The 15,218-nt window shown below is 53.2% G+C and carries 11 protein-coding genes, 3 tRNA genes and 1 other annotated feature; of the genes, 11 read left to right on the top strand and 3 right to left on the bottom strand.

The features are described 5' to 3' along the window. Nucleotides 1–83: 83 nt before the first annotated feature. Nucleotides 84–1,016, bottom strand: coding sequence for a cysteine synthase A (gene cysK, locus PGX44_RS11675; RefSeq protein ID WP_289001544.1), 933 nt, complete (start codon nucleotides 1,014–1,016; stop codon nucleotides 84–86). 205 nt (nucleotides 1,017–1,221) lie between these two features. Continuing rightward, nucleotides 1,222–1,438: a binding site (T-box leader), on the bottom strand. A 227-nt stretch (nucleotides 1,439–1,665) separates the two neighbouring features. Here cysK and PGX44_RS11670 point away from each other — a divergent pair. The 5 genes from PGX44_RS11670 to PGX44_RS11650 all read left to right on the top strand — a co-directional run bounded on the left by PGX44_RS11670 (nucleotide 1,666) and on the right by PGX44_RS11650 (nucleotide 7,922). Further along, on the top strand, nucleotides 1,666–2,358 hold the full coding sequence (locus PGX44_RS11670) for an MBL fold metallo-hydrolase (RefSeq protein WP_498855489.1): 693 nt from the start codon (nucleotides 1,666–1,668) through the stop codon (nucleotides 2,356–2,358). A 53-nt stretch (nucleotides 2,359–2,411) separates the two neighbouring features. After that, on the top strand, nucleotides 2,412–3,686 hold the full coding sequence (locus PGX44_RS11665) for a DUF445 family protein (RefSeq protein ID WP_498855488.1): 1,275 nt from the start codon (nucleotides 2,412–2,414) through the stop codon (nucleotides 3,684–3,686). A 1-nt stretch (nucleotide 3,687) separates the two neighbouring features. Then, nucleotides 3,688–4,971 (top strand): DUF445 domain-containing protein, encoded by a 1,284-nt coding sequence (locus PGX44_RS11660; RefSeq protein ID WP_498855487.1) that lies wholly within the window; start codon nucleotides 3,688–3,690, stop codon nucleotides 4,969–4,971. 197 nt (nucleotides 4,972–5,168) lie between these two features. Beyond that, nucleotides 5,169–6,425 carry an MFS transporter gene (locus tag PGX44_RS11655; RefSeq protein WP_186504245.1) on the top strand — a complete coding sequence of 419 codons (1,257 nt, stop codon included), beginning with the start codon at nucleotides 5,169–5,171 and terminating at the stop codon, nucleotides 6,423–6,425. Between the two features lie 84 nt (nucleotides 6,426–6,509). Further along, nucleotides 6,510–7,922, top strand: coding sequence for an FAD-binding oxidoreductase (locus PGX44_RS11650; RefSeq protein WP_498855486.1), 1,413 nt, complete (start codon nucleotides 6,510–6,512; stop codon nucleotides 7,920–7,922). Nucleotides 7,923–7,979: 57 nt separating this feature from the next. Here the strand turns inward: PGX44_RS11650 and PGX44_RS11645 are convergent, their stop codons facing one another. Together PGX44_RS11645 and PGX44_RS11640 are read right to left on the bottom strand one after the other, a co-directional pair. Beyond that, complete coding sequence (locus tag PGX44_RS11645; protein WP_498855485.1) at nucleotides 7,980–8,888, bottom strand: radical SAM protein; 909 nt, start codon at nucleotides 8,886–8,888, stop codon at nucleotides 7,980–7,982. Nucleotides 8,889–9,016: 128 nt separating this feature from the next. After that, nucleotides 9,017–10,903 carry a carbon starvation CstA family protein gene (locus PGX44_RS11640; RefSeq protein ID WP_498855484.1) on the bottom strand — a complete coding sequence of 629 codons (1,887 nt, stop codon included), beginning with the start codon at nucleotides 10,901–10,903 and terminating at the stop codon, nucleotides 9,017–9,019. A 593-nt stretch (nucleotides 10,904–11,496) separates the two neighbouring features. Between PGX44_RS11640 and PGX44_RS11635 the strand changes: the two genes are divergently transcribed. The 6 genes from PGX44_RS11635 to PGX44_RS11610 all read left to right on the top strand — a co-directional run bounded on the left by PGX44_RS11635 (nucleotide 11,497) and on the right by PGX44_RS11610 (nucleotide 15,210). Beyond that, complete coding sequence (locus PGX44_RS11635) at nucleotides 11,497–12,597, top strand: iron-containing alcohol dehydrogenase family protein (protein ID WP_186504241.1); 1,101 nt, start codon at nucleotides 11,497–11,499, stop codon at nucleotides 12,595–12,597. A 160-nt stretch (nucleotides 12,598–12,757) separates the two neighbouring features. After that, nucleotides 12,758–13,753 (top strand): nicotinate-nucleotide--dimethylbenzimidazole phosphoribosyltransferase, encoded by a 996-nt coding sequence (locus tag PGX44_RS11630; protein ID WP_498855483.1) that lies wholly within the window; start codon nucleotides 12,758–12,760, stop codon nucleotides 13,751–13,753. Nucleotides 13,754–13,770: 17 nt separating this feature from the next. Then, a complete protein-coding gene (larC, locus tag PGX44_RS11625; RefSeq protein WP_498855482.1) occupies nucleotides 13,771–14,724 on the top strand; it encodes a nickel pincer cofactor biosynthesis protein LarC in 954 nt (317 codons plus the stop codon). A gap of 253 nt (nucleotides 14,725–14,977) precedes the next feature. Continuing rightward, nucleotides 14,978–15,052 (top strand) — tRNA-Gly (locus PGX44_RS11620). A gap of 5 nt (nucleotides 15,053–15,057) precedes the next feature. Beyond that, a tRNA-Asn gene (locus PGX44_RS11615) sits at nucleotides 15,058–15,133 on the top strand. A 3-nt stretch (nucleotides 15,134–15,136) separates the two neighbouring features. Beyond that, nucleotides 15,137–15,210 (top strand) — tRNA-Gln (locus tag PGX44_RS11610). Nucleotides 15,211–15,218 lie beyond the last annotated feature (8 nt).

Below are 15,218 nucleotides of genomic sequence, written 5' to 3'. Positions count from 1 at the left end.
CGAGCCAGTGATCCTCATTCGTTTTTATAGGGGCGTTATTTCACAGCCCCTTTTTTCAGTGTGTCCTAGTGAAAGAGAGCCACTTATTTAATGAAGTTCGGTGTCGTCAAATAGCGGTCGCCGTTATCGGGCAGGAAGACGACGATGGTCTTGCCGGCATTTTCCGGACGCTGTGCCAGCTGAACACCAGCGTAGAGGGCAGCACCACCGGAAATACCGATGAGCAGGCCTTCAGCGTGGGAGAACGACTGGGCCGTATCGTAGGCCTGATCCGTCGTGACCGTGAAGATTTCATTGTAGATCTTCGTATCCAGCGTTTCCGGTACGAAGTTGGCACCAATGCCCTGAATCTTGTGCGGGCCTGCGTGGCCTTCCGAAAGGAGGGGAGAATCAGCCGGTTCGACAGCGACGATCTGCACGTCCGGATTCTTTTCCTTCAAATACTGGCCAACGCCTGTGAGCGTGCCGCCTGTGCCGACGCCGGCAATGAAGATGTCTACCTTGCCGTCTGCGTCTTCATAGATTTCCGGGCCGGTCGTAGCCTTGTGGATAGCCGGATTGACCGGGTTGGTAAACTGGCCGGGAATAAAGGAATTCGGAATTTCCTTCAAGAGCTCGTTGGCCTTGTCAATCGTGCCCTGCATGCCCTTTTTGCCTTCTGTGAGGACGATTTCACCGCCGTAGGCAGCAATGAGATTGCGCCGTTCGACAGACATGGTTTCCGGCATGGTGAAGATGGCGCGGTAGCCCTTGGCAGCAGCGACAGCAGCCAGGCCGATGCCCGTATTGCCGCTCGTCGGTTCGATGATGACCGAGCCTTCTTTCAAGATCCCCTTAGCTTCGGCATCTTCAATCATAGCCTTGGCAATGCGGTCCTTAGCCGAACCGGCAGGATTGAACATTTCCAATTTAACCAGCAGCTTAGCCGGTACAGAAGCCTTCTTGTTAAAACGTTCCGGCTGCAAAAGCGGCGTATGACCTACTAATTCCAGTGCACTCGTATAAACTTTACCCATAATCAAATCTCTCCTTCGATGTCATAAATATAAAACGAAACAAGTAGTAAGATAATTTCTAAAAGCGGTATAACCGGCAACATCGAAAGCCTGACCGATATCTTTCTGTATTCACTGTAAAAAACCCCCTCATAGGTACTTTCCATTGACCGTGCGCAAAATACATGGTATCACTATTCGGGCACGCAAAAAAACCGCCTATCTCCTCAGAGACGGCGGACCGCGGTTCCACTCTGGTTACAATACACTGGTATTGCCCCTCTAGGCCGGTAACGGCGGCAGCCGGAATAAGATACTCATGTTCCCTCATTCTGCTCGCAAAGGCATTCGCTGTACTTCTTACCGGGGCAGGCTTGCAGCCGATGGCCTGCGTTCTCTGACGGCAGCGCAATACAGGTACTTGTTTTGCTCATGGCATGTGTCAATGTTTACGGTTATAGTACACTTTTCAATCTGCCTTGTCAAGGCATTTTACGAAAAAAATACTAAAAAGGTAACTTTTTTGCAAGAGCCCGTCCGGCTTATATGATATATATGGGAGCCGGTCCTAATATGTGGTATAATATACAAATACGATATGATAAGAAGGACAGGTCTGTCTGCCTCTGTGCAGGTACGGCCGGTCCCAAGAATAAAGGAGGCTGAAGCGATGACCTTACATGTAACCTATTTAGGCCACAGCGGCTTTACAGTAGAAACGGATACGAAAGTGCTGGTCTTTGATTACTATCAGGACGACCAGCAGATCGTACGGTCCTATGCCCAGGGCAACAAGCCCTTTTGGTTCTTCGTGAGCCATTGGCACAACGACCACTTCAACCGGCACATTGCCGATTTTGCCCAGCAGACCGAGGCGTATATTATCAACAAGGATGTACCTTTCCGCCAGGCCGGGCAGGACAAACTGCACACCCTGGACGTGTACGATACGATACACGTAGGCGAAACGATTATTACGCAGTTCGGCTCGACCGACGAAGGCGGGTCCTTCCTCGTCAAGACCGATGGCGTCAGTATCTTCCACGCCGGCGACCTGAACTGGTGGCACTGGGAAGGCGATACAGAGGAAAACAACGAAAACGCCAAGCAAATGTACGCTGCGGAGCTGGAAAAATTAGACGGCCTCACCGTGGACGTAGCCTTTTTCCCCGTCGATGCCCGTCTGGACTATGCCCGTGAATGGGGCGTCACGGCCTTCCTGAAGCACGTCAAGGTCACGCAGTGCCTCGTGCCCATGCACTACTTTGGCGCACCGTGGACGCCGTCCCAGGCCTTTACAGGCCAGTATCCTCAGCAGCACCTGTGGATTCCCATCCATAGCGGCGACAGCACGAACGTATAAGAACTGCCCGCTCTCGTAGCGGGTCCGGCCCAGGCCGGAGAAGGAGGAAAAGAATGACTCAACTAGAAACAGCATCGCCTGCAAGACGCAGCCATATCGCCGGGTATATCCTGGTCATCGCTGCTTTGCTGCTGCTGCTTTCCTATCCCGTCCGTGATCTCTTTTGGGGCGGTCTGATCATGCATTTATCCGGTGCGGCCCTCATCGGCGGCCTGGCCGACTGGTACGCCGTAACGGCCCTGTTCCGCAAGCCTCTGGGTATTTCGTTCAAGACAGCCCTCATTCCTAACAGCAAAGAACGGATCGCCGAAACGGCGCGGCACATGATCGAAAGCGAAATTCTCACGGTGCCCAATATGTACAACGTCCTCAAGCACCATCCCGTCCTCGAAGCGGGCCTCAGCTACTTGCACACGGACGAAGGCTTCCAGTCAGCCGAACGCATTTTGGGGCACATTATGAATACCTTCCTGTATACCCTCGATATGCAGGCGCTCGTACGGGCCTTTTCGACCATGGGCGAAGAAGCCATCGAAAAGATCCGTATTGCCCCCATGATGGGCAAGGCCCTCAAGACAGGCCTCGTCGGTGAAGCCGGCAACGACTTCCTCGATTTCAGCATCTTTACCCTCGAAGCGATGGTCAAGAGCGAAACGGCCAAACGCTACATGGCCGATATTTACCGCGAATCCATGCGCCAGTATGAACACCGCAACTTCGTCTACGCCCTGATCATCAAGGCCGCCCTGGCCAGCGACATGTTCAGCCCCGAACGGGTAGCGGGCAACCTGCAGGACAAATTCCTGCACATCCTGGCCGAAGCGAAGAAGCCCGACTCGGAAGAACGCCGCAAGGCGATGCAGTTCATTTGGCAGCAGGCGGAAAAGCTGGAAATGAACACGGCCTGGCAGGACCGGGTAGAGCAGTACAAAATGCGCCTCTTCCACTACATCGTCGCCCGTCCGGACATGAAGGAAGCGTGGCAGCGCTACGTCCAGAATCCGGACCGGCAAAACCGCGTGTGCCGCGCCGCTGCGACGTACGCCATCGAACGCCTGGAAGGCTTTAAGGGCAGCGATCTCCAGGTAGAGCAGATGAACCGTTTCGTCCTGGCCATGGCAGCCCGCGAATTAAAACGGCTCCAGAACTGGTTTGGCGCTACAGCCGAAAAGGAAATCCTCAAATACGACGGCCAGGAATTGGCGAATCAGCTCGAAAGCCGCGTTTGGTACGACTTGCAAATGATCCGCGTCAACGGCTCCCTCGTCGGTGCTGTCCTGGGCGCCTGCATTTATTTGGCCATGAATGGCTTGAAGGGAGGCTGGTAACATGACCTATCGTCAACGGGCAAACAGTATACTGGCCTTATCGTTCATCTGCTTTCTGGCCGTCTTTATCTGGTGGCTCCATCAGGACCAGCTGACCTTCTGGGGCAACCTCCTTTTCTTCGTCCTCCAATCGGCCTTCATCGGCAGCATTGCCGACTGGTTCGCCGTGACGGCCCTCTTTGATAAACCCCTGGGCTTCCCGTACCACACGGAATTGGTCTACAACCACCGCACGCAGATCATCGATGGCATGACCAACGTCGTATCGGAAAAGCTCCTCCAGCCCGGCATGTGGCGGGACAAGCTCTATCAGGTCTCCTTCGTAGACCGCTTCAATAGCTGGATCGAAAAGCCCGAAGGCCGGGAAAAATTCCGGGCCCTCCTCTACGAAGTAGCCCAGCAGGTCTATAACTACGGCCGCCAGGGCAAAACCCAGCAGATGATCGTCGAACATATCCGTACGTACCTCAAACGGCAGCCCCTCCTGAGCTTCCTCCAGGACCGCATCATTACCATGCTCGAAGACCCGGACAGCCGCATGCTGAGCGATATTATCGGCCTCGTCAAGGAAGGCGTGCGCAGCAAGGAATTCGAGCACATCCTCACCCAGGCCATTGCCGAATGGATGACCGAATCGAAAACAGCGCCCCATCTCATCGTGACGCTCAATAAATTCACCGGCATGGTCGACACGGACAAGATTGCCAAAGACGTACAAAAAGGTCTCCTGGTCTGGCTCGAACGGTGGGAACACGCCGGCGGCAAAGAACGGCAGTGGCTGTGCCAGAAACTGGAACTGCAAATGTACGCCATGAACGGCCAGCTCACCTATACCGTACAGAGCTGGCAGAACCAGTTCATCGACTCCCTGCCCCTGGAAATGTGGCTCACGGCGACGCAGCGCTCCGTCCAGACCTACTTCACGACCGGTGTAGAAGGCAAGGAAAAACTGCAAAACATCATGGAAGAACAGTTTACACATTATCTCGACTACTGCAACCAGTACCCGGAAATGAAGGGCTGGATCGACGACCAGATCCGCAAGGGCTGTGAAGTCATCCTGGAACACGAACACGCCCTCATCGGCGTAGCCGTACGGGAAGTTCTCTCAGGCTTCGACAAGAAGAAGTTCAACGAATTCCTGGAAAGCAAGGTCGGCGAAGACCTTGCCTGGATCCGCATTAACGGCGCTATCGTCGGCGGTACTATCGGCTTTTTGGTCTACTCCCTCCTTTACGGCTATGACTACCTCGTGGGCCCTGTCATCCGCCAGCTCTTTATGTAAACGGCATAAACGAAAATCACGCGTGAATCTTCATGCGTGATTTTTTTTATCCTATGGACAAGCGAAGCGGGCAGGGGAGGCAGAAGAGTGTAAAATAAATTCGAAAAAATTGAATAAAAAACTATCATTATAAAAAGATCAGTGCTATAATAGAGCATAACCTTTATAAAAATTCGCTAAAAAAGAGGGAATTATCCATGAATATTCAAGAAAGCGTATTCAAAAAACTATTTGGCCGCCTTATGCCGCTCATTATGTTCCTGTATTTCCTTTCCTTTGTCGACCGGGCAAACATCGGTATCGCCTCGCTGACCATGAATCAGGACCTGGGCATTAGTGCTGCCGCCTACGGCTTTGGCGCCGGTCTGTTCTTCGTCGGCTATTTTCTCTTTGGCCTGCCGAGCAACATGATCCTCGCCCGCTTGGGCGCGCGCAAGTGGATTGCCACCATTCTCTTCGTGTGGGGCCTCATTTCGACGAGCACCATGTTCGTCCATAATGCCACGGAGCTGTATATCATACGCTTTCTCTTAGGTGCCGCCGAAGCAGGCTTTTATCCCGGCATCATTTACTACCTGGATCACTGGTTCCCCATCATGGCCAAAGCCCGGGCCTTCAGCTATTTCCACATGTCCCTGGCCATTTCCATGTGTATCGGCAACGTCGTCAGCGGCCTCATCCTCGGCATGGATGGCCTGGCCGGCCTGACAGGCTGGCAGTGGGTCTTCCTCTGCGAAGGCATTCCGGCCGTCCTCTGTTCCGTCGTGGCCTACAAGGTCCTCCTCGATTCGCCGCGCGATGTCCATTGGCTCACAGCCGAAGAAAAGGACTGGCTCATTGAAAAGCTGTCCAGCGAACGGGCAACGAAGGAAATGGGCAGCGCCTCCCTGTGGGATGTCTGTAAGAAACCGCAGGTATGGCACTTCGCCGCCATTTATACGACCCTCAACATCGGCTTTTACGGCATCCTCTTCTGGCTGCCCCAGATCGTCAAATCCATGGCCGGCACGAACGATATGGTCACGAGTATCCTCAGCGCCATTCCCTGGATTACGGCCATCATCGTCATGGGCATCGTCGCCGGCTACGCCGACCGCTCGCCGAAGAAGAAAAAATTCATTGCCGTGCCGATTTTCATCGGTGCCCTGGGCCTTTTGGCCGGCACGTATTTCCACAACCTGCCCGTACTGGCCCTGGCCTGTCTTTCCCTGTCCACGGCTTGCTGCGAATGTCCTGTAGGCCCCTTCTGGACCTTGCCGTCGCGTATTTTCGACGGCCTCACCGGCGCCGCAGCCATTGCCATCATCAACGCCATTGGCAACCTGGGCGGCTTCTTCGGCCCGTACCTCTTCGGCCTCGTCTCGACGGGCAATAATTACAACATGGGCTTTATCGTCCTGGCCTCCATGATGATCCTTTCATCGGCCCTGGCCATGCTTGTCAAAGAAAAATAATTAGTCTATTATATAGAGTATGTATGCGGCGCCGGTTGGACCAACTGGCGCCGCCTTGTAAATCATGCGAAGGGAGTTACAGTCATGTACACATATCATAAAATCACTCCGGAAATCCTGGAAAAGTTAAAGGCCATCGTCGGCGTCAAGGGCGTTTCTGCCGATCCGGACCGCCTCGTTGCCTACGAACGGGATGAAGGCGTAGAACGGGAATTCTTCCACCTGCCCGACGCCGTCGTCTATCCGGCGACGACCGCCGAAGTAGCGGCGATTATGCAACTGGCCAATGAAGAGCTCATCCCCGTCATTCCCCGCGGTGCCGGTACGGGCCTGGAATTCGGTGCCGTAGCCAACCACTATGGCGGCATTATTCTCAGTACGGAAAAAATGAACCGCATCCTTGAAGTCAATGCGGAAAAAATGTATATGATTGTCGAACCGGGCGTACGCACGGAAGACGTGCAAAAGGCCGCAGGCGAAGTGGGTCTTCTCTACGCCGGCGATCCCTGCAGCGGTGATTCCTGCTTTATCGGCGGCAACGCCGGTACCAACGCCGGTGGCAACCGGGCCGTCAAATACGGCACGACGCGGGACCAGATCTACAGCGTCGAAGTCGTAACGCCTACAGGCAAAGTAACGACCTTAGGCAGCCGCCTGAAAAAGGTTTCGACAGGCTATCCCCTGGAAAAGATCGTCATCGGCTCCGAAGGCACGTTGGGCATCATTACGAAGCTCGTCTTAAAGCTCGTACCCTTGCCGAAGTGTTCCGTCAACGTTCTGGCCGTGTTCCCGACCGTCGACGAAGCCATGTCTATCGTCAACGCCCTGCCCAAGGCCGGCATTGAACCGACGTGCCTCGAATTCATGGACGACGATTCTGTCCGCGTCACAGAAGACTTTATCGGTGAAAAGCAAAACACCGGCACGGGAGAACGTAACTACATGATCATCCAGGTCGACAGCAACGACGAAGACGCCTTAGACGACCTCTGCGTCGATTTGGACGAGCTCTGCCGCGCCCACGGTGCTGTAGACGTCTTTGTAGCTGATGCGGAACGCATTTGGAAGGTCCGCAAGAACTTCTCCGATGCGTCTACGACGGAATGCCCCATCATGGTCATGGAAGACTTCGTCGTTCCTGCCGATGAACTGGCGAGCCTCTTAAAGGCCCTGGAAAAGATCAGTGCCGATCAGCACGTACCGGTCCGCTCTGTCGCCCACGCCGGCGATGGCAATCTCCACCTGGATATCCTGAAAAAGGGCATTTCCGACGCCGACTGGCCGGCCAAGGTAGACGCCTTTGAAAAGGCAGCCTACGAGGCCGTATACAGCCTGGGCGGCCGTATTTCCGGTGAACACGGTATTGGCGAAAAGCGGAAGGACCTCATGGTGACCTACACAGACCCGGTCGAACTGGAACTGATGAAGGCCGTAAAGAAAGCCTTCGATCCCAATAACATCCTCAACCCGGGAAAAATTTTCGAATTAGACGACTAAACGACAAACTCCCTGCGTGGCAGCTAAGGCGCTGCCATGCAGGGAGTTTTTGTACCTTTATTTTGTGACACCTGTGCCGTCAAAGGCAGGGATGAAGCTTTCACTGGCACTGTCCTTTTCCTGGACAAAGCCGTCTTCAATACCGCTTTCAAAGAGGTACTGTTCCGCTTCGTCGTATTCTTCGTCCGACAAGGGCCGGTTGATTTCCGGGAAGCGGCACGCCTGGCCGTGCGGGACGTACTGGCGCATGAGGCTGAAGAGAACCTGGCCCTCTTGGAAGTGGCCGGCTACCCAGTCGATGACGCGCTTCGTATTCTCTACGTGGCCCGGCAGAATGAGGTGGCGGATGACGACGCCGCTCTGGAGCATACCGTCGTCATCTAGGACGTAAGGCCCGGTCTGTTCGTACATGGCCAGAATTGCCCGGGTGGCTACGCCGGGATAGTCTTCGGCACCGCTGTAGCGCTTGGCAATGGCACTGTCGAGATATTTCAGGTCCGGCAGGAAAATCTGTACCTTACCCTTTAGGGACGCAATCGTTTCTACCGTTTCGTAACCGCCGCAGTTGTAGACTACCGGTACGGAGAGGGGTTCAGCCAGGCTGTCGCGGATGGCCCGCACGTACGGCGTCGGCGTGACGAGGTTGATATTGTGGGCACCCTGGGCGATGAGGTCGCCGTAAATCTGGCGCAGCCGTTCCACCGTCACGACTGTCCCGGCGCCGTCGCGGCTGATTTCCGAGTTTTGGCAAAAGACGCAGCACAGGTTGCAGTGCGAAAAGAACACCGTACCCGACCCTTTTTCACCGCTAATGCACGGCTCTTCCCAGAAATGGAGGGCCGCCCGGGCCAGCATGGGCTGCAGCGGACTATGACAATAACCTGGCAGAGGACGGCCTGTGGGCACGTCCGGACGGACGACGTGGCAGTGGCGGGGACAGTCGTCACAGGGCTGTAAGATATCCATAGGTAAGATCTCCTTTGTTGTAGTTGGCATAGTTGCATTATAGCCGTCTCTGTGCGGCCTGTCAAAAAAAGCTCCCGGCCTATGACCGGGAGCTTTGGCTCACGTACCGCATGGGGAGTGATGATTAGTTAAGCTTTTTTGAATTCTTTGCACGTCATTTCAGCAAAGCGTTTTGCTCTTTCATCCGTAGCAACTAATTCCTGCAGCTTCTTCAGGCCTTCTTCTTCTACACTGGCTGTCGTTGTGTAGCTGGCCGGAACGGTCTTAGACAATTCCAGGCACTTGAGGAAGGACCCGATACTTACGATAACAACCAGGATCAACATGATGGCAGATACGGAGAAGAGGAGAATTTCACCCTTCGGCCAGTAAATGTTGAACATGTTGAGGAAGTCAGCCCAGAAGATTACAATTGTCAGGAAGGCCCAAGGAATACCGGTTACCCAGACATAGCGGGCTTTACCCATGCTGCAAATAACAACGGAGCTGATGGCTACCGTGATGATAGCCAGTAACTGGTTCGATACACCGAAAATTGGCCAGATCGTCGACAAGTTACCCTGCAAGACGATGTAACCCCATGCACCGGAGATCAGAGCGGAAGCGATGATAGCGCCCGGAGTCCAATGGGGATCGCCGAACTTCGTCCATACGCGGCCGATGAGTTCCTGCAGCATGTAACGGCCAACACGTGTGCCGGCATCGATAATCGTCATGATGAACAAGGCTTCGAACATGATGCAGAAGTGATACCAGTAGTTCATCAAGCTTTCCAGACCAGGAATGTTAGAGAAGATGAAGGCCATGCCTACTGCCAGGGAAACAGCGCCGCCCGGACGGTGAGCAACGTTTTCACCAACCATCTGGCTCAACTGCGGCAGATCGACAACCTGCATATTCAAGGCATTGAAATGTTCAGCCGTGGAGTTGATAGCAAAGTAGTCGGCCGGAACAAGGGACGTAGCAGCGATGAGGGCCATCATAGCTACGAAGGATTCAGTCAGCATAGCGCCGTAGCCAACAGGAACGATAGAACGTTCATTCATCAGCATCTTAGGCGTTGTGCCTGTAGAAATCATAGCGTGGAAACCGGAAACGGCGCCACAAGCGATTGTGATAAAGATGTACGGCAGAACCGGACCGGTAATAACCGGGCCACCGCCAGCACAGAACTGCGTCAAAGCCGGCATCTGAATGGTCGGCCCAACGATGATAACGCCAATAGCCAAGGCGCCGATTGTACCGATCTTCATGTACGTGGAGAGGTAATCACGCGGTGCCAGGAGCAGCCATACAGGAAGAGCTGCAGCGACGAAACCATAAATGATAAGAGCAACGGAAATACCAAACGCGCTAATGGTGAACATCGGAGCGAGTGTAGCCGAATGCTGTACCCACGGGCCGGCAATAACGGCGAGCAACGTGAGGACAACACCGATGATCGTGCCTTCCTGGATTCTGCCAGGACGGAGATACTGCATGTAAATACCAATGAAGATAGCGATAGGAATCGTCATGCCGATGGTAAAGGTACCCCAAGGGCTGTCATGCAGGGCGTTGACGATAACAACAGCCATCCCAGCCATAGCTAAGATGTTCAGGAACAGTACTGCAAAGGATGTAGCCAAGCCGACCTTGTCACCAATCTGAGCTTTAGCGATTTCAGCGATGGACTTGCCATCGTAACGCATGGAGCAGAAGAGGATAACACAGTCATGAACTGCACCGGCTAAAACACCACCGAGAAGAATCCAGAGAGCACCTGGTAAATAACCGAACTGAGCGGCAATAACAGGGCCTACGAGCGGACCGGCACCGGCGATGGCAGCAAAATGATGACCGAATACGACGTATTTATTAGTCGGTACATAGTCATGACCATCTTCAAAACGGAAGGCCGGAGTGACGTTGTACTGGTTGACCGTTAATACCTTGGCACCGATAAAAGCGCCGTAGAAACGGTATGCCAGTACGAATACTAACGCGGAAATAATAACAACAAACAAACCGTTCATACAAAAAACCTCCTTTTTTAAAATAGTAGCATTACTCTTTCTATACACAGCATAAAACTGTGGACTAAAATGAAAAATAAGGATTACGAAAGAGAATACCCTGCATCATGCTTATACTGTAATTCTTTATTATAAAAATAGCAAGCGTCATTCTCTTACAGATGGACAAATGGAGAGCGATTGTCCATTAAAAGTAATGCGCCCATTGCAGAATATACAGAAAACGTAAATCCGTACCGCATAGGTACTACATGCGACGCATGTGCTATGTGAGAACTACAATAGGTGTATATATAATGATTATAGAGAATATTATACATGCTAAAAAAATATAGTAAAAGTACAGTGACAGTTTACAGGCTGGAAAGGGCAAAAGAGAACAAAATGAGATGAAACGTTTAAGTAGAAACGGACAGAATAGTTGCACTTTTCGCAACTTTTACATAAGCAAAGAATTATGGTCACATTAGCTACAAATTTCATTCATGAATACAAGTACTACGAAAAATTTCTCTATGTCATAAGCCGTGCAAGTATGGTATAATAATTCCATACTTGGGAACTATTGATTATCCTTAAAGGGGGTTATATGTATGTCCAAATCTGATTACACACTCGTATTACCGGCCTATACCGTAGGCGCCAATGCCTATGACGCTATTGGCAAAATCACACGTCCTTTCGGTAAAAAGGTCGTTATCATCGGCGGCAAGACAGCTCTCTCCAAAGCGCAGGATGCCATCCTGGCAGCTATTAAAGATACTCCGCTCGAAGTAGTCGGCACCCTGTGGTACGGCGGCGACGCTACCTTTGAAAACGTAGACATGCTCCTGGCAAACCCTGCGGTCCAGCAGGCCGACCTCATCTTTGCTGTCGGCGGCGGCCGCGCAATCGATACCTGTAAGGTCGTAGCCGATAAAGCCAACAAGGCCATCTTCGCCTTCCCGACGGTTTCCTCCAACTGCGCACCTGTTACGGCTATTTCCGTTATGTACAAGGCTGACAAATCCTTTGCCGGCTACTACTACCTCGATCAGCCGCCCGTTCATACCTTCATCAACATGACCATCATTGCTGATTCGCCGTATGAACTCTTCTGGGCCGGCATTGGCGATGCCATGAGCAAGGAATGCGAATGCGAACTCTCGAGCCGCAAGGGCGAAATGTTCCACACCGTCGAAGTCGCCCGCGCCCTGGCTACGGTCTGCACGAAGCCCCTCATTGCCTATGGCGTAAAAGCCCTGGAAGACTTCAAAAAGAAACAGGTTACCTTCGAATTGCAGCAGGTCGTCCTGGACATCATCGTCAGCACAGGCCTCGTTTCCAACTGCGCAACGGACGAAACGGAATACTATTACAACTCGTCTGTAGCCCACCTCTTCTACAACTCCTCGACAGTACTGCCGCAGTCTGTAGAAAAACACCTCCACGGCGAAATCGTTTCCTTCGGCGTCCTGGTTCTCCTGACGTACGACAAACAGTTCGAACAGCGCGACAAGCTGGCTGCCTTCTACAAGAAATGCGGCTATCCGACGAAGCTCTCCGACCTCGACATCAGCGTAGACGAAGTCGATAAGATCGTTGCCAAAGGCCCCGATGCCCGTGAATGGACGTGCGTACCGGAACCGATGACGGCAGAAATCTTCAAAAAAGCCATCTTGGATGCCAACGAATTTGGCGAATCCCTGAAATAAGACCTATATAGAAAAATAAAAAAGCTGCTCCGTCGTGGGCAGCTTTTTTTATGAGAATTTTTTATCTGCCGAAGGGGGATGGGGGGATAGAGCAGGGGACAGTATATGATATAATATAAGGCATACGACATAAGACATACAACCGAGAGGAGACGGATATATGGACGAAGAATTGCAGCAGTTTATTTCCCTCATCGAAGGGGCAGACGTGTTGGTGCAGGAACAGTGCCGCCAGCGTCTGGCTGCCAGCGGTACAGCCGATGCGACTGTGAGCCACGTAGCCGAGCGCATTGCCGGCATTACGGGCACACTGCAGCCGGAGCCGCTGAAAAAGGCCGTCGTCCTGTTTGCGGCAGACCACGCCGTAGACGGCGGCAAGAATGAATCAAAAGGGAAGAACAGCAAGGCCGACGCACTGGAAATTGCCGGCGGCAAAGGGGCCATCAACAAGGTCGCCCACCGCGTCAACGCCGGCGTGCTCCTCCTCGACCTGGGCCTGGAAGAGGATATCCCAGAAAGTATGGGCGTACAGGACCTGAAGGTCATGCACGGCAGCCATTATTATGGCAACGGTCCGGCCATGACGGAGGACGAAATGCTCGACGCCTTTTATAGCGGTATCCAGATTGCCCAAAATCTGGCCGATGAAGGCTACACGGCCATTGGCCTGGGCAACCTCGGCGAACGGGCCCTCCTGACGGGCTTCATCGTGACGGCTGCCTTTTACCGTCAAAAGCTGGCAGGCCTCCAAGGGACGCTGCAGGAACGGAACCAGGTAAAGATGCTCAGCGCCATGCTGCGCACACACGGCCTCGATGCGGCGCAGCCTATGGAGCTGCTGCAAAAAGCCGGCTCGCCGGATATTGCCGCCATGACGGGCTTTATCTTATCTGCTGCCCAGCGGCGCATGCTCGTCGTCTTTGACAACGGCGTCACCGGCGCCGCCGTCTTATTGGCCCACGCCCTGCAGGAAAAGGTGACGGACTTCGTCTTCTCGTCGGCAGCCTACAACGAACCGGTGCACCAAATGCAAATGACCTATTTGCAAATGCATCCCTTGCTGACCGGCGCCGGCAAGGACGATCAGGGCATGGGCTCCGTCCTGGGCCTGTCCCTCCTCGATGCGGCTGTACAGCTCATGCACGATAAACTATAGGAAATGGAGTGTAAATCATGAAAACCTTGTATCTCGATTGCTTTTCCGGCATTAGCGGCAACATGTTTGTCGGTATGCTCATTCAGGCCGGCGTGCCTTTTGAAAAATTTAAAGAAGCCATGGGCCAGCTGGGCTTAGACGGCTACTCCCTGGTCTGTGAATCTGTCAATAAGCTGGGCATCCAGTCTATCTATTATAATGTCCGCCTCGATGCGGAACAGGACCACGGCCATCAGCATGATCATGAACACGAACACGCTCATGACCATGAACACACGCACGATCATGAACACACACACGACCATGACCACGACCATGACCACGAACACGCTCATGACCACGAACATCATCACGATCATGACCATGTTCACGCCGACGCCCAGGCAGCAGCCCCACACGTCCACGGCGCAGCGGGCCTGGTCGATTCCACAGGCCATCATCACCACCATCAGCACCGCGGCCTGGCAGATATTACGAAAATCATCGAAGCGTCGCCCTTCTCGGACGATGTAAAGAAAAAGAGCCTCGCCGTCTTTGGCGCCCTCGCTGCTGCCGAAGCCAAGGTCCATGGTGTTCCGGTAGAGCAGATCCACTTCCATGAAGTAGGCGCTATCGACTGCATCCTCGATATCGTCGGCACCATTTGGTGTCTCGACTACTTGGGCATTGAACAGATCGGCGCGTCGGCCCTCCATACGGGCAGCGGCTTCGTACGCTGTGCCCACGGCATCATGCCCGTACCGGCACCGGCAACGGCAGAACTGCTCGCCGGCCTGCCCTATTATTCTACGGATATCCGCGGCGAACTGGTCACGCCTACAGGCGCAGCCCTCGTAAAAACCCTGGCTGCCTATACAGGCCCCCGTCCGGCTTCCTTTATCCATGAAATCACAGCCTACGGCGCCGGCACAAAGGACCTCACCATCCCCAACGTCGTACGCGGCTTTATCGGTGAATGCCCGGCCTTCTAAGGGCCTCTTCAAGGACTTGTATGGTTCTCGTAGTAGCTTCCGGCTGGCAGCACAGCTGGAAGTTACTATGGGAATTTACAAAACTTATATTTTTTGTAAAAAATCTATTGACATATCTGATAGGGTTTGGTATTATAATCAAGTGTTCCGACGGACACAGCGCAAGACCAGCAAGCGAAAGAAAAACTTCAAGTTTCCAAAAAAACTTGTTGACAAGCTGATGAAGATGTGCTAAAATAGTTTTCGTCGTCATGCGGAAGTAGCTCAGTGGTAGAGCACCACCTTGCCAAGGTGGGGGTCGCGAGTTCGAGCCTCGTTTTCCGCTCCATTTATTCCTCAATAGCTCAGTCGGTAGAGCAATCGGCTGTTAACCGATTTGTCGTAGGTTCGAGTCCTACTTGAGGAGCCATACAGGGGTATCGCCAAGCGGTAAGGCAACGGACTCTGACTCCGTCATCGTTGGTTCGAATCCAGCTACCCCTGCCAAATTTTTT

This window comes from Caecibacter sp. AF58-12pH5A (assembly GCF_027681725.1).
Classification (GTDB): Bacteria; Bacillota; Negativicutes; order Veillonellales; family Megasphaeraceae; genus Megasphaera; species Megasphaera hominis.
This window is presented reverse-complemented; position numbering and strand designations above follow the sequence as displayed.